The 20229-nt window shown below is 69.8% G+C and carries 15 protein-coding genes; 12 read left to right on the top strand and 3 right to left on the bottom strand.

All coding sequences use genetic code 11. The features are described from left to right. Positions 1-2: 2 nt before the first annotated feature. Genes ACTWJ5_RS13785 through ACTWJ5_RS13765 form a run of 5 tightly spaced genes read left to right on the top strand, consistent with a single transcriptional unit; the run spans position 3 to position 6080 of the window. Positions 3-1205 (top strand): acyl-CoA dehydrogenase family protein, encoded by a 1203-nt coding sequence (locus ACTWJ5_RS13785; RefSeq protein WP_301502172.1) that lies wholly within the window; start codon positions 3-5, stop codon positions 1203-1205. Positions 1206-1216: 11 nt separating this feature from the next. After that, positions 1217-2680 (top strand): MFS transporter, encoded by a 1464-nt coding sequence (locus tag ACTWJ5_RS13780; protein ID WP_444439054.1) that lies wholly within the window; start codon positions 1217-1219, stop codon positions 2678-2680. Next, a complete protein-coding gene (locus ACTWJ5_RS13775) occupies positions 2673-3212 on the top strand; it encodes a GNAT family N-acetyltransferase (protein WP_444439053.1) in 540 nt (179 codons plus the stop codon). The genes ACTWJ5_RS13780 and ACTWJ5_RS13775 overlap by 8 nt, the downstream gene beginning before the upstream one ends. A gap of 15 nt (positions 3213-3227) precedes the next feature. After that, positions 3228-5045 (top strand): ABC transporter ATP-binding protein, encoded by a 1818-nt coding sequence (locus tag ACTWJ5_RS13770; protein ID WP_444439051.1) that lies wholly within the window; start codon positions 3228-3230, stop codon positions 5043-5045. A gap of 21 nt (positions 5046-5066) precedes the next feature. Next, entirely contained in the window at positions 5067-6080 is a 1014-nt protein-coding gene (locus tag ACTWJ5_RS13765) for an aldo/keto reductase (RefSeq protein ID WP_444439049.1), read from the top strand. Positions 6081-7193: 1113 nt separating this feature from the next. Here the strand turns inward: ACTWJ5_RS13765 and ACTWJ5_RS13760 are convergent. Together ACTWJ5_RS13760 and ACTWJ5_RS13755 are read right to left on the bottom strand one after the other, a co-directional pair. Further along, complete coding sequence (locus ACTWJ5_RS13760) at positions 7194-8291, bottom strand: sigma-54 interaction domain-containing protein (protein WP_444439047.1); 1098 nt, start codon at positions 8289-8291, stop codon at positions 7194-7196. A gap of 8 nt (positions 8292-8299) precedes the next feature. Further along, positions 8300-9487 (bottom strand): acyl-CoA dehydrogenase family protein, encoded by a 1188-nt coding sequence (locus ACTWJ5_RS13755; RefSeq protein ID WP_069865993.1) that lies wholly within the window; start codon positions 9485-9487, stop codon positions 8300-8302. 519 nt (positions 9488-10006) lie between these two features. Here ACTWJ5_RS13755 and ACTWJ5_RS13750 point away from each other — a divergent pair. From ACTWJ5_RS13750 to ACTWJ5_RS13730, 5 genes are all read left to right on the top strand, one after another. Beyond that, positions 10007-10489 (top strand): formate dehydrogenase subunit gamma, encoded by a 483-nt coding sequence (locus ACTWJ5_RS13750; protein WP_281687993.1) that lies wholly within the window; start codon positions 10007-10009, stop codon positions 10487-10489. After that, positions 10483-12045, top strand: a complete 1563-nt coding sequence (locus tag ACTWJ5_RS13745; RefSeq protein ID WP_444439045.1) for a formate dehydrogenase beta subunit — start codon at positions 10483-10485, stop codon at positions 12043-12045. The genes ACTWJ5_RS13750 and ACTWJ5_RS13745 overlap by 7 nt, the downstream gene beginning before the upstream one ends. Next, complete coding sequence (gene fdhF / locus ACTWJ5_RS13740) at positions 12042-14921, top strand: formate dehydrogenase subunit alpha (protein ID WP_444439043.1); 2880 nt, start codon at positions 12042-12044, stop codon at positions 14919-14921. The genes ACTWJ5_RS13745 and fdhF overlap by 4 nt, the downstream gene beginning before the upstream one ends. Beyond that, positions 14918-15139, top strand: coding sequence for a formate dehydrogenase subunit delta (locus ACTWJ5_RS13735; protein WP_249919757.1), 222 nt, complete (start codon positions 14918-14920; stop codon positions 15137-15139). The genes fdhF and ACTWJ5_RS13735 overlap by 4 nt, the downstream gene beginning before the upstream one ends. 85 nt (positions 15140-15224) lie before the next feature. Beyond that, the gene (locus tag ACTWJ5_RS13730; RefSeq protein WP_444439041.1) at positions 15225-15623 is read left to right on the top strand and encodes a GFA family protein; all 399 of its coding nucleotides are present in this window, start codon (positions 15225-15227) and stop codon (positions 15621-15623) included. Positions 15624-15659: 36 nt separating this feature from the next. Here ACTWJ5_RS13730 and ACTWJ5_RS13725 read toward each other — a convergent pair whose 3' ends face one another. Further along, positions 15660-16403, bottom strand: a complete 744-nt coding sequence (locus tag ACTWJ5_RS13725; RefSeq protein WP_269963411.1) for an SDR family NAD(P)-dependent oxidoreductase — start codon at positions 16401-16403, stop codon at positions 15660-15662. Between the two features lie 393 nt (positions 16404-16796). Here ACTWJ5_RS13725 and ACTWJ5_RS13720 point away from each other — a divergent pair, with 393 nt between their 5' ends. Further along, positions 16797-17603, top strand: coding sequence for a substrate-binding periplasmic protein (locus ACTWJ5_RS13720; protein ID WP_135499795.1), 807 nt, complete (start codon positions 16797-16799; stop codon positions 17601-17603). 88 nt (positions 17604-17691) lie between these two features. Further along, the gene (locus tag ACTWJ5_RS13715; RefSeq protein WP_444439038.1) at positions 17692-19953 is read left to right on the top strand and encodes an OsmC domain/YcaO domain-containing protein; all 2262 of its coding nucleotides are present in this window, start codon (positions 17692-17694) and stop codon (positions 19951-19953) included. Positions 19954-20229: the final 276 nt, after the last annotated feature.

Genomic DNA, 20229 nt, shown 5'->3' with positions numbered 1-20229 from the left:
AGATGCCTACACCCGCCGCAACCACCCTGCCCCCCGCCCCCCTCGACCTGGCCGAGCTGCGCCGCCGCGCCGTGCCGCGCCTGGCCGCCATCGCCGAGGGCGCCGCCGAACGCGAGCGCCTGCGCCAGCTGCCCCACGAGCAGGTGCGCGCCCTGGCCGCCGACCGCCTGCTGTGCTTGCGCATCCCCGCCGAGTACGGCGGCGCCGGCGCCAGCGTGCGCGACACCGTGCAGTTCGTCATCGACCTGGCGGCGGTGGACTCCAACGTCGCCCAGTCGCTGCGCCCCAGCTTCGCCTTCATCGAGGGCCTGCTCGCCCGCGGCGACCAGGCCGAGCAGCAGCGCTGGTTCCCGCGCTTCCTCGCCGGCGAGGTGTTCGGCAACGCCGGCTGGGAGGTCGGCGGCGCCAACGGCGCGGTGAGCGCGCGCCTGCGCCGCGACGGCGAGGCCTTCCGCGCCAGCGGCAGCAAGTTCTACAGCACCGGCTCGCTGTACGCCGACTGGGTCAGCGCGGTGGCCCTGGACGAAGAAGACAGGCCGGTGTCCTTCGTGGTCCCGCGCGACCGCGAGGGCCTGGAACTGCTGGACGACTTCGACGCCATGGGCCAGCGCCTCACCGCCAGCGGCACCACGCGCCTGAACGACCTGCTGGTGCAGCCGGGGGAAATCCGCCCGCGGGTGGTGGAGGAAGGCCAGCGCTCCATCGTCACACCCTTCCTGCAGCTGTTCCTCGGCGCGGTGGAGGCCGGCATCGCCCGCAACGCCCTGACCGACGCCGTGGCCTTCGCCCGCGACCACGCCCGGCCGATCAAGCACAGCAGCGCGCAGCGCTCGGTGGACGACCCCTACGTGGAATTCGCCGTGGGCGAGATTTCCGCCCGCGCCCTGGCCGCCGAGGCGGTGATCCTGCGCGCCGCCGAGCGCCTCGACGAAGCCTGGGCGGCGGGCCTGGAGCACGACGCGGTGAACCTCGCCGCCGTGGAAGTGGCCCAGGCGCAATACATAGCCGTGGAATCGGCGCTCAAGGCCGCCGAACTGCTGTTCGACGTCGGCGGCGCCTCCACCACCGGCCGCCAGCACAACCTCGACCGCCACTGGCGCAACGCCCGCACCCTGGCCAACCACAACCCGCGCCACTGGAAGGCCGCGGTGGTCGGCGCCTGGCGCCTGAAGGGCAGCGAGCCGCCGACCTCGGGGCTGTTCTGATGGGCGCAGCCATGCGCCCCCTGCTCCCCGCTACCGATGCCCCGGCGCGCGGCGGCCGCCTGGTGCCGATGATCACCGGCGCCGCGCTGTTCATGGAACTGCTGGACAGCACCGCGGTGCTCACCGCGCTGCCGCAGATGGCCGCCGACTTCGGCGAGGCCGCGGTGCGCATGAACCTGGTGGTGTCACTGTACCTGCTGGCGGTGGCGCTGTTCGTGCCGGTCAGCGGCTGGGTGGCCGACCGCTTCGGCCCGCGCCGGGTACTGCTGGCGGCCATCGGCCTGTTCATGCTCGCCTCGCTGGCCTGCGCGGCGTCCACCTCGCTGCTGCAGCTGTCCCTGGCGCGCCTGGCCCAGGGCGCCGCCGGGGCGCTGATGGCGCCGGTGGGCCAGGTGCTGCTGTTGCGCTGGTCGACGCCCGACACCCTGCTGCGCAACATGGCCGCGCTGGCCATCCCGGCGCTGGTCGGGCCGCTGCTCGGCCCGCCGCTGGGCGGGCTGCTGGTGGACCTGCTGTCGTGGCACTGGATCTTCCTGGTCAACCTGCCCATAGGCGCGCTGGGCATCGTCCTGATCCTGCGCTTCGTCCCCGACTTCCCGGGCGATCCGCAGCGGCGCCTGGACCGCCGCGGCTTCCTGCTCAGCGGCTGCGCCCTGGCGGCGCTGGTGTTCGGCTTCGAGGCCCTGGGCCACCGCCTGCTGCCGCTGCCGGCGGTGGCCGCGCTGCTGGCCGCCGGCGCCTGCGCCGCGCTGGCCTACTGGCGCCATGCGCGGCGCCACGCGGCGCCGCTGATCGACCTCAGCCTGCTGCGCATCCCCACCTTCGCCACGGCGATCTGGGGCGGCAACCTGTTCCGCCTGGGCAGCGCCGCGCAGCCGCTCCTGATGGTGCTGATGCTGCAGCTGGGCTTCGGCCTGGGGGCGCTGGACGCCGGGCTGCTGACCCTCGCCGGCGGCGCCGGCGCGCTGAGCGTGAAGTTCCTCTCGGTGCGCATCGTCCAGCGCCTGGGCTTGCGCCGCACCCTGGTCGGCAACGCCCTGCTCTGCGCCCTGTCCATCGTCGGCTGCGCCCTGCTGCGCGCCGACACGCCCCTGTGGCTGCTGCTGGGCCTGCTGTACCTGAGCGGCCTGCTGCGCTCGCTGCAGTTCAGCACCCTGGGCGCCCTGACCTTCTGCGAGGTGCCGCGCGAGCTGGCCAGCCGCGCCAGCAGCCTGTCGGCGATGTCCATGCAACTGGCCATGAGCCTGGCGGTGGGCCTGGCCGCCAGCCTGCTGGGGCTGGTCATGCACGCCCAGGGCCATGCCCAACCACAGGTCGCCGACCTGTCCCTGGCGATGCTCGCCGGGGCGCTGCTGTGCGCCGCCTCGGCGCTGTCATTCCGCCGCCTGGGCGAAACCGCCGGAGCCTCGGTCAGCGGCCGCGCCAGGCCCTCGCTCGCCGATAACGCATGCCCCAAGGAGACCGCCCATGGCTGAGCCCATTCCCGCGCTGATCCGCGCCGTTCGCCCAGGCGACGCCCGGCCCATCGCCGAAGCCCACGTGCAGAGCTGGCAGGCGACCTACCGCGGGCTGCTGCCGGACAGCTACCTACAGGGCCTGGCCGACAACCTGCAGCGCCGCGTCGACTTCATCGACAACGCCATCCACAACGGCAGCCGCGACATCCGCGTGGCCGAGCGCGAGGGCGCGGTGGTCGGCTGGAGTTCCTTCGGCGCCAGCCGCGACCCCGACGTCGAGCCCGGCACCGGCGAGCTCTATTCCATCTACCTGGTGCCGGCGGCCTGGTCCGCCGGCATCGGCCGCGCGCTCTGGCTGGCCTCGCGCCAGGCCCTGGAGGCCGCGGGCTTCGCCCGCATCACCCTGTGGGCGCTGGACGGCAACGCGCGCGCCGAGCGCTTCTACCGCGCCGCCGGCTTCACTCCGCAAAGCAACGCCTCGCGGGTCTTCGAGGAGGACGGCACGGCCTTCCCGGTGACCCGCTACCTGCTGCCCCTGACCCACGCCTGAAGGACCCTACCCGCCATGAGCCACACCCCGGACGACACCGCCGGCGAACGCCAGGCCCCAGCCTGGAACATCCGTTACCTGCCGGAGGCGCCGGTACCTTTCGTCATCCACTTCGTCAGCCAGTACCGCTGGGCCTACCTGGCGATCCTGCTGCTGCAGATCACCGCGGTGGTCTGCACCGTGCTGATCCCCTGGAGCCTGGGCCAGGTCACCCGCCTGGTGAACGCCAGCAGCACGCCCGAGGCGCTGTTCTGGCCAGTGGCCGGCTTCGCCGTGCTGGTGGCCCTGGAGGTGGTCTTCACCCGCAGCGCCAACACCATCAACATCCGCGTGCTGCCGCGCCAGCGGGCGCGCGTCACCCACACCGTCTACGCCTACCTGCAGCAGCACTCGCACCGCTTCGTCAGCAACGAGTTCGCCGGCGCCCTGGCGCACAAGGTCTCGGAAGTCGCCATGGGGGTGAACCAGACCATGAACATCCTGCTCTTCGACCTGATCCCGCTGCTGGTCACCCTGAGCCTCGCGAGCCTGGTGCTGGCCAGCGCCTCGGGCCTGCTGGCGGCGTTCATGCTGGGCTGGTCGGTGCTGTTCATCGGCATCTCCTTCCTCCTCGCCCGGCGCAGCCACCCGCTGGCGCAGCAGTACTCCGCGGCGCGCAGCATCAGCACCGGCAAGGTGGTGGACGCGGTGACCAACCTGAGCAACGTGCGCCTGTTCGCCCGGCATTCCCACGAGCTGGACTACCTGTCCGGCTACCTGGACCGCGAACTGGCGGCGGCCGGCCGCTCGCTGGGCTACATGGAGAAGATCCGCTGGTTCCAGAACAGCTGCGGCATGGCCCTGAAGATCGGCATGCTGCTGCTCACCCTGTGGCTGTGGCGCAGCGGCGCCATCAGCATCGCCGCCTTCGTCATGGCCACCAGCATGGCGCTGCTGATCATCAACGACGTGGCCAGCCTGTCGCGGCGCTTCCTGGAGCTGTTCGAGGCCACCGGCAACATCGCCAACGGCGTGCGCACCCTGATCCGCCCCCACGAGGTGGTCGACCGCCCCGACGCCCGCCGCCTGGAAGTGCGCCAGGGCAACGTCGAGTTCCGCGGCGTGCGCTTCGGCTACCACCCCGGCCAGCCGATCTTCGAGCAACTCGACCTGCGCATCCCGGCCGGCCAGCGCGTCGGACTGGTGGGCTTCTCCGGCTCCGGCAAGTCCACCCTGCTCAACCTGCTGCTGCGCCTGTACGACGTCGACGGCGGCCAGGTGCTGATCGACGGCCAGGACATCCGCGAGGTGACGCAGCACTCGCTGCACCGGCAGATCGGCCTGATCCCCCAGGAGCCGGGGCTGTTCCACCGCAGCATCCGCGAGAACATCCACTACGGGCGCCTGGAGGCCAGCGCCGAGGAACTGGCCGCGGCCATCCACGGCGCCGGCGCCAGCGCCTTCATCGAGCGCATGGAGCACGGCTACGATTCCCTGGTGGGCGAACGCGGCGTCAAGCTGTCCGGCGGCCAGCGGCAGCGCATCGCCATCGCCCGGGTGCTGCTGAAGAACGCGCCCATCCTGGTGATGGACGAGGCCACTTCCAGCCTGGATTCCATCACCGAGCGCTTCATCCAGGACCAGCTGGACAGCATCATGCAGGGCAAGACCGTGATCGTGGTGGCCCACCGCCTGTCGACGGTGGCGCACCTTGACCGCATCATCGTCTTCGACAAGGGCCGCGTGGTCGAGGACGGCAGCCACCAGGAGCTGCTGAAGAAGCGCGGCCAGTACTACCGCCTGTGGAGCCGGCAGTCCGACGGGCTGTTCCAGGAAGAGGCCGAGGCGGTCTGAATTTCCCAACCGGAGAGCGACATGAACTACCGAACCCTGGGCCGCTCCGGCCTGCAGGTCTCCCCCCTGGCGCTGGGCAGCATGATGTTCGGCGGCCAGACCGACGCCGCCAGCTCGCGGCGCATCATCGACCAGGCGCTGGAACGCGGGATCAACTTCATCGATACCGCCGACGTTTACAACGACGGGCGCTCGGAGGAAATCGTCGGCCAGGCCATCGCCGCGCGCCGCGACGACTGGGTTCTGGCCTCCAAGGTCGGCATGGGCCCGGCGGACGCCTGGCCGAACCGCCGCGGCCTGGGCCGCAAGCACATCGCCGCGGCCCTGGACGCCAGCCTGAAACGCCTGGGCACCGACTACCTGGACCTCTACTACCTGCACCGCGAAGACCAGCAGACGCCGCTGGAGGAAACGGTCGCGGCCATCGGCGACGCCATCGCCCAGGGCAAGGTGCGCCACTGGGGGCTGTCCAACTACCGCGGCTGGCGCATCGCCGAGGTGGCCCACGTGGCCGAGCGCCTGGGCGTGCCAAGGCCCATCGCCAGCCAGCCGCTGTACAACCTGGTGAACCGCCAGGCCGAGACCGAGCAGTTCACCGCCGCCGAATTCCACGGCCTGGGCGTGGTGCCCTACAGCCCGCTGGCCCGCGGCGTGCTCAGCGGCAAGTACCTGCCGGGCGTGGAGCCGGCCGCCGACAGCCGCGCCGGGCGCCAGGACAAGCGCATCCTGGAGACCGAATGGCGCGCGGAGTCCCTGGAGATCGCGCAGAAGCTGAAGGCCCACGCCGAGGCGCGTGGTGTCGGCGTGGTGCAGTTCGCCATCGCCTGGGTGCTGAACAACGCCCTGGTCAGCGCGGCCATCGTCGGCCCGCGAACCGAGGAACAGTGGCAGGACTACCTGAAGGCGCTGGACGTGCGCCTGGACGCCGAGGACGAAGCCTTCGTCGACGCCCTGGTCACCCCCGGCCACGCCTCCACGCCGGGCTACAACGACCCGACCCACTTCGTCCCCGGCCGCCGCCTGCGCGGGGCATGACAGACGCCAGCCGCGCCGAAGCGCTTTTCGTAGGAGCGAGCTTGCTCGCGAACGGTGCTTCCCGGTTGTGCCGGTGCATCGGGCTGACTCCGCCCCTATCCCTAACCCTCTCCCTGAAGGGAGAAGGGACTGTTCGGCGTATTGGGGGTATTCCACAGTTAGCCGGCAAGCACGAAGCATCCGGCATAGGCCATTCCTCCCGTTGGCACGGACAAGCCCCCTCTCCCTTCAGGGCGGGGCGCGCAGCCGAGGGCTGGGGAGAGGGCGCTCTTGGCTGGCACCGAAGCCCCAGGAAGCCCCGTTCGCGAGCAAGCTCGCTCCTACGAAAAGCCATGCTCGCCCGTATGAGTAGCTTCGTGGGATGGGTATCGCACGAAGCAATACCCATCCTACGGGGTGCACGTTTACCTGTAGGAGCGGATTTATCCGCGATTGCGCCGGCAGGGCCGGCGCCATGGATCGCGGACGGAGTCCGCTCCTACGGGAGCGTGTGTTTGCCGGAGGGCGCAGGAATGACTGTCCCCCCAGCCGCGCCGAAGTGCTCTTCGTAGGAGCGAGCTTGCTCGCGAACGGCGTTTCCCGGTTGTGCCGGTGCATCGGGCTGACTCCGCCCCTCTCCCTAACCCTCTCCCTGAAGGGAGAGGGGACTGTTCGGCAGAGCTGGGTAGTCTGGAGTTAGCCGGACACGCCGGTGGTTTCCGGCTGAAGCCATGCTTTCCGCTGGCACAGACAAGCCCCCTCTCCCTTCAGGGAGAGGGTTGGGGAGAGGGTGCTCTTGGCTGGCACCGAACCCCCAGGGAGCCTCGTTCGCGAGCAAGCTCGCTCCTACGAAAAGCCATGCTCGCCCGTATGAGTAGCTTCGTAGGATGGGTATCGCACGAAGCAATCCCCATCCTACGGGGTGCACGTTTACCTGTAGGAGCGGATTTATCCGCGATTGCGCCGGCAGGGCCGGCGCCATGGATCGCGGACGGAGTCCGCTCCTACGGGAGCGTGTGTTTGCCGGAGGGCGCAGGAATGACTGTCCCCCCAGCCGCGCCGAAGTGCTCTTCGTAGGAGCGAGCAAGCTCGCTCCTACGAAAAGCTGTGCTCGCCCGTCCTCCTCCGCCCAGTTCAGATCGACAGCCGCACCATGCGGCTGGCCAACGGCGCCGGCGTGCGGCGCTTGTTCACCACCAGTTCGCCGGCGGCGATCAGCCGGGCCCTGACGATGTTGCGGCTGAGCCCCAGCAGGTCGGAGGTGTGCACCTGGTTGGCATGGCAGAACTGGTAGGCCTCGCGCACCAGCAGGCTTTCCACCTGGCCGTGCACATCGCCGCCGCGCTCGCGGAACAGGCGCAGGAAGGCGCGTTCCAGCTGCGCTTCCAGCGGCTCGTCGGCACCAGTCGCGCCCTCCAGGCGTTCCGGGCGCAGCCCCGGCAGGCGCAGGTCGTCGGCCTCGATGCGGCCGGCCTGGCAGACCAGCAGGGTGTGGTGGATGACGTTCTCCAGCTCGCGGATGTTGCCCGGCCAGTCGTACGCCGCCAGCTTGCGCGCCGCCGCCTCGCTCAGGTCGACCGCCTCGAAGCCGAGCTTGCGTCCGTAGGTGCCGATGAAGTGCCGCACCAGCGGCAGGATGTCGCCGCGCCGTTCGCGCAGCGCGGGCAGCTGCAGGGTGACGACGTTGAGGCGGTAGTACAGGTCCTCGCGGAAATGCCCGGCGTTGATCGCCTTCTCCAATTGCACGTTGGTGGCCGCCAGCACCCGCACGTCGATCGGGATGCCCCTGCGCGAGCCCAGGCGCACCACTTCGCGCTCCTGCAGCACGCGCAGCAGCTTGACCTGGATGGGCATCGGCAGGTCGCCGATCTCGTCGAGGAACAGGGTGCCGCCGTTGGCCGCCTCGAACCAGCCGGGCTTGGCGCCCAGGGCGCCGGTGAAGGCGCCCTTCTCGTGGCCGAACAGCTCGGCCTCCACCAGGGATTCGGAGAAGGCTCCGCAGTTCACCGCGACGAAGGGCCGGTCGCGGCGCCCGCTCAGGTTATGAATGTGACGTGCGACCAGCTCCTTTCCCGTGCCGGTCTCACCGATGATCAGGACGCTGGCCTCGCTGGGGGCGACCTGTTGCAGATGGGAGAGAAGCGCCTGCGATTTCGGGTCTTCGAAGACCTGTGCGGTTGCCCGGATCGAGGTGGCCAGTGTCGGGTTGGGTGGGAGGGTCAGCAGTTGCATGGGCTTCCTTACGAGTAGAACGTGGGCGAAGGTCGCTGCCGGTTGAGCGCCCAGGCGCCAAGCTCCTGGACGCGGTAATCGAGGGGGTCGTGCAGGCTCTGGGTGCGCAGGTTGCGCCAGTGCCGGTCCAGCCGCAGCGCCGCGTGGGTGGCGCGGGCGCCGGTGACTTCGAACAGGCGGCTGCAGAGTTCCAGGCCCACGCGGGTGGCGGCGACCTTGGCGGTGCCGATGGCGATGGCCAGCTCCGCGCGCTCCTCGGCGCCCAGGCGCTGCTCCTTGCCCCAGGCCGCGTCGAACTGCGCGGCGGCGCGCTCCACCAGCAGGCGCACGCCCTCCAGGCCGACCCAGAAGTCGCCGTAGTGGCGCAGCACGTACGGGTCCTCGCTGATGCGCTCGGCGCTGGAACGGAACCAGGGCCGCGCCTCCTTGAGGGTGTAGCCGCGGAACTCCTCGAAGGCGCCTTCGGCGATGCCGAGGAACATGTGGGCGAAGATCAGCTGCGCCAGCAGCGGGCGCAGGCAGGCGAAGGGCGTGCTCAGCGGGCCCGGGTCGAGCAGCAGCTCGGAGCGCTCCACGCGCACCCGCTCGAAGGTCACGCTGCCGCTGTCGGTCTGCCGCTGGCCCATGTTGTCCCAGTCGTCGTGCACGCCGATGCCGCTGCGGCCGCTGGGCAGCGCGGCGATCAGCAGCTTGCCGCCGGCGCTTTCGTCCACCGCCGAGGCGATCAGCATCTCCGAGTCGTTGGCGCCGGAACAGAAGCTCTTCTTGCCGGAGAACTCGCACCAGCCGTCGAACCACTTCACCTGGGTGCGGGTGTCCAGCGGGTTCAGGGCATTGCCCCAGAACCAGTTCTTGCGCGCGGTCAGCTCGAACCACGGCTGCCACTGCTCCGGGCGCGAGAACAGGCGCACGGTGGCCAGCATCAGGTGATGGAAGCCGAACACGTGGGCCACCGAACTGTCGGCCCGGGCGAACTCGCGGACCACCTCCAGGGTCAGCGACCAGTCCGCGCCATGGCCGCCGAAGGCGCCGGGAATGCTCAGGGCCAGCAGGCCGCTGTGGCGGATGGCGTCGCGCTCGGCCTTGGGCGTGCCGCCGCGCTCGTCGCGTTCGGCGGCGTTCTCGGCAAAACCGGCGGCCAGCTGGCGGGCGATCTGCAAGGGGTTGAGGATGCGGCTTTGCTGGTTGGCGCTCACACGGGATCCCTCGTCGGTCGGGGCGGCCCTCAGGCGGGCGCCGCCCCGGCAATGAACCTTCGGCCGCGGCCGCCATGGGCCCGGCCGGCGAAATTGAACTGCACGCAGGGCCGAGCAATAACCATTCCAGCGGCCGCCGGGCCGGTTTGCGCGGCCTGAAGCGGGCGGCTTGTTGTTATCTGAGCAACAACTGTTGATTCGCTGTTGCCCCGGCGCTTCCGCCGATCGGCAACCCCTGGCGCCGCGCCTGCACACCAGCTAAACCCGCTAATAGGGAAGACGCCGGGCCAGGGCGCAGGTCGGTTTCAGGATGCGCCGGGTCGCTTGGGTGCAAACCCCGGGCGAGCAGGATGGCAAGCTTGCAGGATGCCCCCGGACCGGTGCGTCAAGACACCCGGCCGGCGGCAGGGATGGCGACCGGGTGAACCACGCAGCCGTGACGTGGACGGTACGCCGCAGCCGAAGACACCGGAGGCTTGCCGCCATGGCAGGCCGGTCCGCGATGCCGAGGTACGCTGTATGCCTGATGAGACGCTTCACCTGCCCCTGATCCACGACGTGCTGGCACGCGAGAAGGACACCCCCGGCGCCCTGCTGCCGATCCTCCACGCCATCCAGGACGGCTGCGGGTACGTTCCCGACCTCGCCGTCGCGGAAATCGCCCATGCCCTCAACCTCAGCCAGGCCGAGGTGCGCGGGGTGATCAGCTTCTACCACGACTTCCGCACCACGCCGCCGGCGCGCCATACCCTGCGCCTGTGCCGCGCCGAGTCCTGCCAGAGCATGGGCGCCGAGCGCCTGGCCGCGCAGCTGCGCGAGCAGCTGGCGCTGGACGACCACGGCACCAGCGCCGACGGCAACATCAGCCTGCGCCCGGTGTACTGCCTGGGCGCCTGCGCCTGCTCGCCGGCCCTGGAGCTGGACGGCCGGCTGCACGCGCGGCTCACCGCCGAGCGCCTGCGCGAGCTGGTCAACGGCTGCCTGGAGGATGGCGCATGCTGAAGCTCTTCCTCCCCCGCGACTCCGTCGCCCGCGCCGTGGGCGCGGAACAAGTGGCCGCCGCCCTGGCCCGCGAGGCCGAGCGCCGGCAACTGCCGCTGGAACTGCGCCGCACCAGCTCCCGCGGCCTCTACTGGCTGGAACCGCTGCTGGAAGTGGAAGACGCCGACGGCCGCCGCCTGGGCTTTGGCCCGCTCAGCGAGCAGGACGTGCCCGCCCTGCTCGATGCCCTGGCCGTCGACGCCAGCGGCCACCCGCTGGCCCTGGGGCCGGTGGAGGACATTCCCTACCTGAAGAGCCAGCAGCGCCTGCTGTTCGCCCGCGCCGGCATCACCCGGCCGCTGTCCCTGGAGGACTACCGCGCCCACGGCGGCTTCGAGGGCCTGGCGCGAGCCATCGCCCTGGACGGCGCCGAGGTGGTCGCCGCGGTGCTCGACTCCGGCCTGCGCGGCCGCGGCGGCGCGGCCTTCCCCGCCGGCATCAAGTGGCGCACCGTGCGCGAGGCCCCGGCCACGCCGAAATACGTGGTGTGCAACGCCGACGAAGGCGACTCCGGCACCTTCGCCGACCGCATGCTGATGGAGGGCGACCCCTTCCTGCTGGTCGAGGGCATGGCCATCGCCGGCCTCGCCGTGGGCGCCAGCCTCGGCTACATCTACGTGCGCTCGGAATACCCGGACGCCATCGACACCCTGGAGCAGGCCCTGGCCATCGCCCGCGAGGCCGGCTACCTGGGCGCCGACGTGCTGGGCAGCGGCCGCGCCTTCGACCTGCAGGTGCGGGTGGGCGCCGGCGCCTACATCTGCGGCGAGGAAACCGCCCTGCTCGACTCACTTGAGGGCAAGCGCGGCGTGGTCCGCGCCAAGCCGCCGCTGCCGGCCCTGCAGGGCCTGTTCGGCCAGCCGACGCTGGTGCACAACGTGCTCACCCTGGCCTCGGTGCCGGTGATCCTGGCCCGTGGCGCACAGTTCTACCGCGACTTCGGCATGGGCCGCTCGCTGGGCACCATGCCCTTCCAGCTGGCCGGCAACGTGCGCCACGGCGGCCTGGTGGAACGCGCCTTCGGCCTGAGCCTGCGCGAGCTGGTGGAAGGCTACGGCGGCGGCACCGCCAGCGGCCGCCCGCTGAAGGCGGCGCAGGTGGGCGGCCCGCTGGGCGCCTGGGTGCCGCCGGCGCAGTTCGACACCCCGCTGGACTACGAGGCCTTCGCCGCCATGGGCGCCATGCTCGGCCACGGCGGCGTGGTGGTGGCCGACGACAGCCTGGACATGGCGCGCATGGCCCGCTTCGCCCTGCAGTTCTGCGCCGAGGAATCCTGCGGCAAGTGCACGCCCTGCCGGCTCGGCTCCACCCGCGGCGTGGAGGTGGTGGACCGGCTGATCGCCGCCACCGACCTCGGCGCGCGCGAGGAACAGGCGCGGCTGCTCGTGGACCTCTGCGACACCATGCAATACGGCTCGCTCTGCGCTCTGGGCGGAATGACTTCCTACCCGGTGACCAGCGCCCTCAAGCACTTCCCCGCCGACTTCGGTCTGGCGCACACGGAGGCCGACCAGTGATCAACCTCTTCGATCCCTCCACCGACATCGTCGACCTCGGCACCCCGCCCCGCGACAACGAGGTGCAGGTCAGCCTGAGCATCGACGGCCGCGAGATCAGCGTGCCCGCCGGCACCTCGGTGATGCGCGCCGCCGCGCTGCTGGGCACCAGCATTCCCAAGCTCTGCGCCACCGACAGCCTGGAAGCCTTCGGCTCCTGCCGCATGTGCCTGGTGGAAATCGACGGCATGCGCGGCTACCCCGCCTCCTGCACCACGCCGGTGGCCGAGGGCATGGTGGTGCGCACGCAGACGCCGAAGCTGGCGACGCTGCGGCGCAACGTCATGGAGCTGTACATCTCCGACCACCCGCTGGACTGCCTGACCTGCCCGGCCAACGGCAACTGCGAGCTGCAGACCGTGGCTGGCCAGGTGGGCCTGCGCGAGGTGCGCTACGGCTACGCCGGGGCCAACCACCTGAGCGAGGCCAAGGACGTCTCCAACCCCTACTTCGACTACGACCCGAGCAAGTGCATCGTCTGCAACCGCTGCGTGCGCGCCTGCGAGGAAATCCAGGGCACCTTCGCCCTGACCATCGACGGCCGCGGCTTCGACTCGCGGGTGGCGGCGGCCGGCGGTGACGACTTCCTCGACTCCGAGTGCGTGTCCTGCGGCGCCTGCGTGCAGGCCTGCCCGACCGCCACGCTGATGGAGAAGAGCGTGGTGCAGCTGGGCCAGCCGGAGCGCAGCGTCGTCACCACCTGCGCCTACTGCGGCGTGGGCTGCTCGTTCCGCGCCGAACTCAAGGGCGAGCAGCTGGTGCGCATGGTCCCGGACCGCAACGGCCAGGCCAACCACGGCCACGCCTGCGTCAAGGGCCGCTTCGCCTGGGGCTACGCCACCCACCCCGAGCGCATCACCAAGCCGATGATCCGCCAGCGCATCAGCGACCCCTGGCAGGAAGTCAGCTGGGAAGAGGCGCTCAACCACGCGGCCGGCGAACTGCGCCGCATTCAGCTCAAGTACGGGCGCGACTCCATCGGCGGCATCACCTCCAGCCGCTGCACCAACGAAGAGACCTACCTGGTGCAGAAGCTGGTGCGCGCCGCCTTCGGCAACAACAACGTCGACACCTGCGCCCGCGTCTGCCACTCGCCCACCGGCTACGGCCTGAAGCAGACCCTCGGCGAATCCGCCGGCACCCAGAGCTTCGACTCGGTGATGCAGGCCGACGTCATCCTGGTGATGGGCGCCAACCCCACCGACGCCCACCCGGTGTTCGGCTCCCAGCTCAAGCGCCGCCTGCGCCAGGGCGCGCGGCTGATCGTCATCGACCCGCGGCGCATCGACCTGGTGGATTCGCCCCACGCCCGCGCCGAGCTGCACCTGCAACTGCGCCCGGGCACCAACGTGGCCATGCTCAACGCCCTGGCCCACGTCATCGTCACCGAGGGCCTGGTGAACCAGCGCTTCGTCGAGCAGCGCTGCGAGGCGGCCGACTTCGCCCACTGGCGCGACTTCGTCAGCCAGCCGCAGAACGCCCCCGAGGTGCTCGGCCCGGTGTGCGGCGTGCCCGCCGAACTGATCCGCGCCGCCGCGCGGCTCTACGCCACTGGCGGCAACGCGGCCATCTACTACGGCCTGGGCGTCACCGAGCACAGCCAGGGCAGTACCGCGGTGATGGGCATCGCCAACCTCGCCATGGCCACCGGCAACGTCGGCCGCGAGGGCGTGGGGGTGAACCCGCTGCGCGGGCAGAACAACGTCCAGGGCTCCTGCGACATGGGCTCCTTCCCCCACGAGCTGCCCGGCTACCGGCACATCTCCAACGCCGACGTGCGCAGCCAGTTCGAGCAGGCCTGGAACGTCACCCTGCTGCCCGAGCCGGGCCTGCGCATCCCCAACATGTTCGAGGCGGCCCTGGACGGCAGCTTCAAGGCGCTGTACTGCCAGGGCGAGGACATCGCCCAGAGCGACCCCAACACCCAGCACGTCACCGCTGCCCTCTCGGCCATGGAGTGCGTGGTGGTGCAGGACATCTTCCTCAACGAGACGGCCAAGTTCGCCCACGTGTTCCTGCCGGGCAGCTCCTTCCTCGAAAAGGACGGCACCTTCACCAACGCCGAGCGGCGCATCTCGCGGGTGCGCAAGGTGATGGAGCCGCTGGGCGGCAAGGCCGACTGGGAGGCGACCATGGCGCTGTCCAACGCCCTGGGCTACCCGATGCACTACCGCCACCCGTCCGAGATCATGGACGAGATCGCCCGCCTGACACCCACCTTCGCCCGCGTCAGCTACGCCGAGCTGGACCGCCACGGCAGCCTGCAGTGGCCGTGCAACGACGCCGCGCCCGACGGCACCCCGACCATGCACATCGACCAGTTCGTGCGCGGCAAGGGGCGCTTCATGCTCACCGGCTACGTGCCCACCGACGAGAAGGTCAACAACCGCTACCCGCTGCTGCTGACCACCGGGCGCATCCTCAGCCAGTACAACGTCGGCGCCCAGACGCGGCGCACCGGCAACGTCGCCTGGCACCCCGAGGACCGCCTGGAGATCCACCCCAGCGACGCCGAGAGCCGCGGCATCGCCGACGGCGACTGGGTCGGCGTGGGCAGCCGCGCCGGGCAGACGGTGCTGCGCGCCAAGGTCAGCGAGCGGGTGGCGCCGGGGGTGGTCTACACCACCTTCCACTTCCCCGAGTCCGGCGCCAACGTGATCACCACCGACAACTCCGACTGGGCCACCAACTGCCCGGAATACAAGGTCACCGCGGTGGAAGTGGTGCGCGTCTTCCAGCCCTCGGAATGGCAGAAACGCTACCAGGCGTTCAGCGACGAACAGCGCCGCCTGCTGAAGGAACGCCGCCACGCCGAGAAAGCCGAGGTGCGCCGATGAGCATCGACAACCTGGTCAAGATGGCCAACCAGATCGGCCAGTACTTCGCCAGCGAAGCCGACCGCGAACTGGCCGTGCGCGGCGTGCGCCAGCACCTGCAGAGCTTCTGGACGCCGGCCATGCGCCACGACCTGGCGGCCTGGCTGGCGCAGCACCCCGAGGCCGACCTGCACCCGCTGGTGCAGGAGGCGCTGAAGGAGCCGGCGGAGAGCGCCTAGCGGGCACGCCGGGGGCGGCCAGGCTATGATGCCGTCCCCGACCGCTGGCGCGCCGGGTCTTCTTCCACCCCCGGGACGCGTGAACATGAGCGAAACCTTCCACGGCAGCTGCCTCTGCGGCCATATCCGCTACCAGCTGTCGAGGCCGCCCAAGGCGGTCTCGCACTGCCATTGCAGCCAATGCCGCAAGGGCCATGGCGCCGCCTTCGCCACCTACGGCAGCGTGCCGCGCAGCGCCCTGAGCCTGCAGGGCGCCGAGCTGCTGAAGACCTTCCACTCCTCGCCCTCGGTCAGCCGCCAGTTCTGCGGCCAGTGCGGCGCCACGCTGTTCTGGTCGGACAGCCGGGGCGATTACCCGGACTGGATCGCGGTGGCCCTGGGCACCCTGGACAGCGACTTCCACTGCGCCAGCCAGAAGCACATCTACACCGCGTCCAGGGCGAGCTGGTACGAGATCGACGGGCACTGGCCGCAGGAGCCCTGAGCGGCCTGCGCCGCGCGGGGGCGGCGCAGGCGGGTCTCAGCGCAGGGTGTAGCCGTTGTCGACGATCAGGTCCTGGCCGTGGATGCCGCGGGCCTGGTCCGAGAGCATGAAGAGGATCGCATCGGCGACCGCCTCCGCCTCCAGGAAGCGGCCGTCCAGCAGGCGCCCGTTGACGCTGGCGGCGACCTTGCCCAGGGCCTCGTCGTCCAGCCCCAGGGTGCCCCAGATCGGCGTCGCCGTGGGCCCGGGCGATACGACGTTGACGCGGATGCCCTCGCCCGCCAGCTCCACCGCCAGGGTGCGCGCCTGGGCCTTGAGCGCCGACTTCGAGGCGATGTAGGCGGCCAGCCCCGGAAAGCTCACCTGAGACAGGAAGGTGCCGATGAACACCACCGAAGACGGCCGCGCCATCTGCCCGCGCAGGGCGGCCAGGGTGTTCAGCGCGCCGGCGCCGTTGACCGCCCATTGCCGCTGGAACGCCGCCTGGTCCAGGCCGTCGGCCAGTTGCGCGATGCCGGCATTGGGCAGCAGGTAGTCCACCGGCCCCAGTTCCCGGGCCAGGTCCGCCAGGCACTGGAGGTCCTCGGCGCGGGTGACGTCGCCGCTCAACCAGCACAAGTGGCCGCCGGCCTCGTCGAGTTCGGCCGGCGGCACCTCGCGCCGGGCCATGGCCACTACCCGGGTGCCCTCGCGCAGCAGCCGCCGGGCCACGGCCAGGCCGATGCCGGAACCGGCGCCGGTGATCACCGCAAGGGGGGACCTGGAATCATTGCTTGGCATGTACATGCTCCTGATGGTCGTCAGTGGGATACGCCTGGCGCGGGGATTCACGCACCGGCGCCAGGAACCATCACCAACTTCCGTGCCAGGGTGAAACCCTCAGCTTTTCAAGGTGTTGAAAGCCACTGAAGTCATCATGACTCTCCGCACAGCGAGTTCTTTCGACTGCACGCAAGGTACTTCGGACTTGATGGCGACCCCGAGCGCCTACGCCTCTCCATTTCCGCCGGGCATTCTGCAACGTAGCGGCAGAGGGCTATCCTTCAGGTAATTCGGAAGGATTCTGCGACGTCGCCTGAGGGCGAATCCGCCGACCGAACGCTCCGGGGCGCGCACCGCCCCTCGGCAAGGGAGCCGCCGACTTCGCCACCCATTCCAGTTCCGGGAGCCGGTATGCCTTGCCAGCCCTTCGCCAGATTCGCCGTGTCCGTCGTCCGCGCCTGGCGCCGCTGCAGGCTGGGCGGCGGCCTGTTGCTGCTGGCATTGGCGGCCAGCGCCGGCGCCAGCGAACACGCGCCGCTGCGGGTGATGACCGACTACTGGCCGCCCTTTCGCATCGAAGGCGCCGACGGCCGCATCACCGGCCTGGACATGGACCTGCTGGCCGAGCTGGAAAAGCGCACCGGCCTGCGCTTCGAAGTGCACCGCGCGCCCTGGGCCCGCGGCCTGGCCGCCCTGCAGAGCGGCGCGGCGGACCTGATGACGGGCCTGGCGCGCACCCCGGAGCGCGAGCAGTACATCGACTACCTGCCGCAGCCCTACTACGCCTGCGCCCCGCGCCTGTACGCCTCGCCGCAGGAGGCGCCGCGCATCGCCCGCTACGACGACCTGCTCGGCCCCACCATCGGCTACGTGCTGGAATCCGCCTACTTCGAACCCTTCGACTCCGACAAGCGCCTGAAGAAATTCGGCGTGAACAACGAGACGCAGCTGCTGCAGATGCTCTCCCTCGGCCGCCTGCAACTGGTAATAGGCACCGACTGCCAGGTGGACTACGAACTGCGCGACCCGCAACTGGCCCGGCAGATCGTGCGCACCCGCTTCCAGCCGGACAGCCGCACCGAGCTCTATCTCGGCTTCTCCCACCAGCGCCCGCTCACGGCCGAGCGCCAGCTGATCGAAGGCGCGCTGCGGCAGATGCTCGACGAGGGCTGGGTGCAACGGGCGGCCGCGCGCTATCAGCGCACGGATGGGCAATAGCGCGTCGGACGGGCGAGCGGGCGGAGCGCTGCGCAAAACGCTTACAATGGCGGGTTATTCATCTCATTTTTTGTCGTGGTAAACCCGCATGGAAATAAAGGTTAATTTTCTCGATAACCTTCGGCTCGAAGCCAAGTTCGACGATTTCACCGTGGTGGCCGACCAGCCCATCCGCTACAAGGGCGATGGCTCCGCACCGGGTCCGTTCGACTACTTCCTGGCTTCGTCGGCGCTGTGCGCGGCCTACTTCGTCAAGCTGTACTGCCAGACGCGCAACATCCCCACCGACAACATCCGCCTGTCGCAGAACAACATCGTCGACCCGGAGAACCGCTACAAGCAGGTCTTCAAGATCCAGGTGGAGCTGCCGGCGGACATTTCGGAAAAGGACCGCCAGGGCATCCTGCGCTCCATCGAGCGCTGCACGGTGAAGAAGGTGGTGCAGACCGGGCCCGAGTTCGTCATCGAGGAAGTGGAAAACCTCGACGCCGACGCCCAGGCGCTGCTGATGCCCAGCGCCGATGCGGATTCGCGCACCTACATCCCGGGCAAGGACCTGCCGCTGGAGCAGACCATCGCCAACATGTCGGCGATCCTCGCCGGCCTGGGCATGAAGATCGAGATCGCCTCCTGGCGCAACATCGTGCCCAACGTCTGGTCGCTGCACATCCGCGACGCGCAGTCGCCGATGTGCTTCACCAACGGCAAGGGCGCGACCAAGGAAAGCGCGCTGGCCTCGGCCCTGGGCGAGTTCATCGAGCGGCTGAACTGCAACTTCTTCTACAACGACCAGTTCTGGGGCGAGGACATCGCCAACGCGCCCTTCGTCCACTACCCCGACGAGCGCTGGTTCAAGCCCAGCCGCCAGGACGAACTGCCGGCGGAAATCCTCGACGCCCACTGCCTGGCGATCTACAACCCCGACGGCGAGCTGCGCGGCTCGCACCTGTACGACACCAACTCGGGCAACGTGGCGCGCGGCATCTGCTCGCTGCCGTTCGTGCGCCAGTCCGACGGCAAGGTGGTGTACTTCCCCTCCAACCTGATCGAGAACCTCTACCTGAGCAACGGCATGAGCGCCGGCAACACCCTGGCCGAAGCCCAGGTGCAATGCCTGTCGGAAATCTTCGAGCGCGCGGTGAAGCGCGAAATCCTCGAAAACGAACTGGCCCTGCCGGACGTGCCGCAGGAAGTGCTGGCCAAGTACCCCGGCATCCTCGCCGGCATCCGCGGCCTGGAGGAACAGGGCTTCCCGGTGCTGGTCAAGGACGCCTCCCTGGGCGGCCGCTTCCCGGTGATGTGCGTGACCCTGATGAACCCGCGCACCGGTGGCGTGTTCGCCTCGTTCGGCGCCCACCCCAGCCTGGAGGTGGCGCTGGAGCGCAGCCTCACCGAACTGCTCCAGGGCCGCAGCTTCGAAGGCCTGAACGACCTGCCGCAACCCACCTTCGAAAGCCAGGCGCTGACCGAGCCGAACAACTTCGTCGAGCACTTCATCGACTCCAGCGGCGTGGTGTCGTGGCGCTTCTTCAGCGCCAGGGCCGACTTCGGATTCGTCGAGTGGGACTTCTCCGGCCGGGGCAAGGAGTCCAACGCCGAGGAAGCCGCCACCCTGTTCGGCATCCTCGAAGACCTGGGCAAGGAAGTGTACATGGCGGTGTACGAGCACCTGGGCGCAACGGCCTGCCGCATCCTGGTGCCGGGCTACTCGGAGATCTACCCGGTGGAGGACCTGGTCTGGGACAACACCAACAAGGCGCTGGCCTTCCGCGAGGACATCCTCAATCTGCACCGCCTGGACGACGCCCGCCTCGAAGCGCTGCTGGAGCGCCTGGAGAACTGCGAGGTCGACGACTACACCGACATCACCACCCTGATCGGCGTGGAGTTCGACGACAACACGGTCTGGGGCCAGTTGACCCTGCTCGAGCTGAAACTGCTGATCCACCTCGCCCTGCAGCGCTTCGAAGAAGCCAAGGAACTGGTGGAAGCCTTCCTCCAGTACAACGACAACACGGTCGAGCGCGGCCTGTTCTACCAGGCCCTGAACGTGGTGCTGGAGGTGGTGCTGGACGACGAGCTGGAGATCGCCGACTACGAAGCCAACTTCCGCCGCATGTTCGGCAACGAGCGGATGGACGCGGTGTTGGGCTCGGTGAACGGCAGCGTGCGCTTCCACGGCCTGACGCCGACCAGCATGAAACTGGAGGGGCTGGACAGGCACCTGCGGCTGATCGACAGCTACAAGAAACTGCACGCGGCGCGGGCCAGGCTGCAGCCCGTGCAGGACGGCGGCGCCGACGCGGGAGGCGGCCTCAAGCCGCGGCGCGTGGCGATCCGCAAGCGCTGATGATGGGGATCGCTGCGCCGAGGGGTTCTTCGTAGGATCGGTTGGTGTTTTTTCCTGTGACTATGGGCGTGGGGCTTAAGAGCACCCTCTCCCTAACCCTCTCCCTGAAGGGAGAGGGGACCGTTCGGTGTGCTTGGGTAGTTTGCAGTTAGCCGGCAAGCACCGTGGCTGCAAGCTGAAACCGCCCTCCTCTCGGCACGGACTAGCCCCCTCTCCCGCTTGCGGGAGAGGGTGCTCTTCGTAGGAGCGAGCTTGCTCGCGAACACACTCCGCTGC

Source organism: Pseudomonas sp. A6, assembly GCF_052367875.1.
GTDB classification, from domain to species: Bacteria; Pseudomonadota; Gammaproteobacteria; order Pseudomonadales; family Pseudomonadaceae; genus Pseudomonas; species Pseudomonas citronellolis.
This window is presented reverse-complemented; position numbering and strand designations above follow the sequence as displayed.

Excerpts from the sequence above, each read along its gene's own strand:
- ACTWJ5_RS13730 (WP_444439041.1), top strand. The coding sequence starts at position 15,225 with ATGAGCGAAACCTTCCACGGCAGCTGCCTCTGCGGCCATATCCGCTAC.
- ACTWJ5_RS13720 (WP_135499795.1), top strand. The coding sequence starts at position 16,797 with ATGCCTTGCCAGCCCTTCGCCAGATTCGCCGTGTCCGTCGTCCGCGCC.
- ACTWJ5_RS13715 (WP_444439038.1), top strand. The coding sequence starts at position 17,692 with ATGGAAATAAAGGTTAATTTTCTCGATAACCTTCGGCTCGAAGCCAAG.
- ACTWJ5_RS13770 (WP_444439051.1), top strand. The coding sequence starts at position 3,228 with ATGAGCCACACCCCGGACGACACCGCCGGCGAACGCCAGGCCCCAGCC.
- ACTWJ5_RS13725 (WP_269963411.1), bottom strand. The coding sequence starts at position 16,403 with ATGCCAAGCAATGATTCCAGGTCCCCCCTTGCGGTGATCACCGGCGCC.
- ACTWJ5_RS13775 (WP_444439053.1), top strand. The coding sequence starts at position 2,673 with ATGGCTGAGCCCATTCCCGCGCTGATCCGCGCCGTTCGCCCAGGCGAC.
- ACTWJ5_RS13765 (WP_444439049.1), top strand. The coding sequence starts at position 5,067 with ATGAACTACCGAACCCTGGGCCGCTCCGGCCTGCAGGTCTCCCCCCTG.
- ACTWJ5_RS13780 (WP_444439054.1), top strand. The coding sequence starts at position 1,217 with ATGCGCCCCCTGCTCCCCGCTACCGATGCCCCGGCGCGCGGCGGCCGC.
- ACTWJ5_RS13750 (WP_281687993.1), top strand. The coding sequence starts at position 10,007 with ATGCCTGATGAGACGCTTCACCTGCCCCTGATCCACGACGTGCTGGCA.
- ACTWJ5_RS13745 (WP_444439045.1), top strand. The coding sequence starts at position 10,483 with ATGCTGAAGCTCTTCCTCCCCCGCGACTCCGTCGCCCGCGCCGTGGGC.
- ACTWJ5_RS13760 (WP_444439047.1), bottom strand. The coding sequence starts at position 8,291 with ATGCAACTGCTGACCCTCCCACCCAACCCGACACTGGCCACCTCGATC.
- ACTWJ5_RS13735 (WP_249919757.1), top strand. The coding sequence starts at position 14,918 with ATGAGCATCGACAACCTGGTCAAGATGGCCAACCAGATCGGCCAGTAC.
- ACTWJ5_RS13785 (WP_301502172.1), top strand. The coding sequence starts at position 3 with ATGCCTACACCCGCCGCAACCACCCTGCCCCCCGCCCCCCTCGACCTG.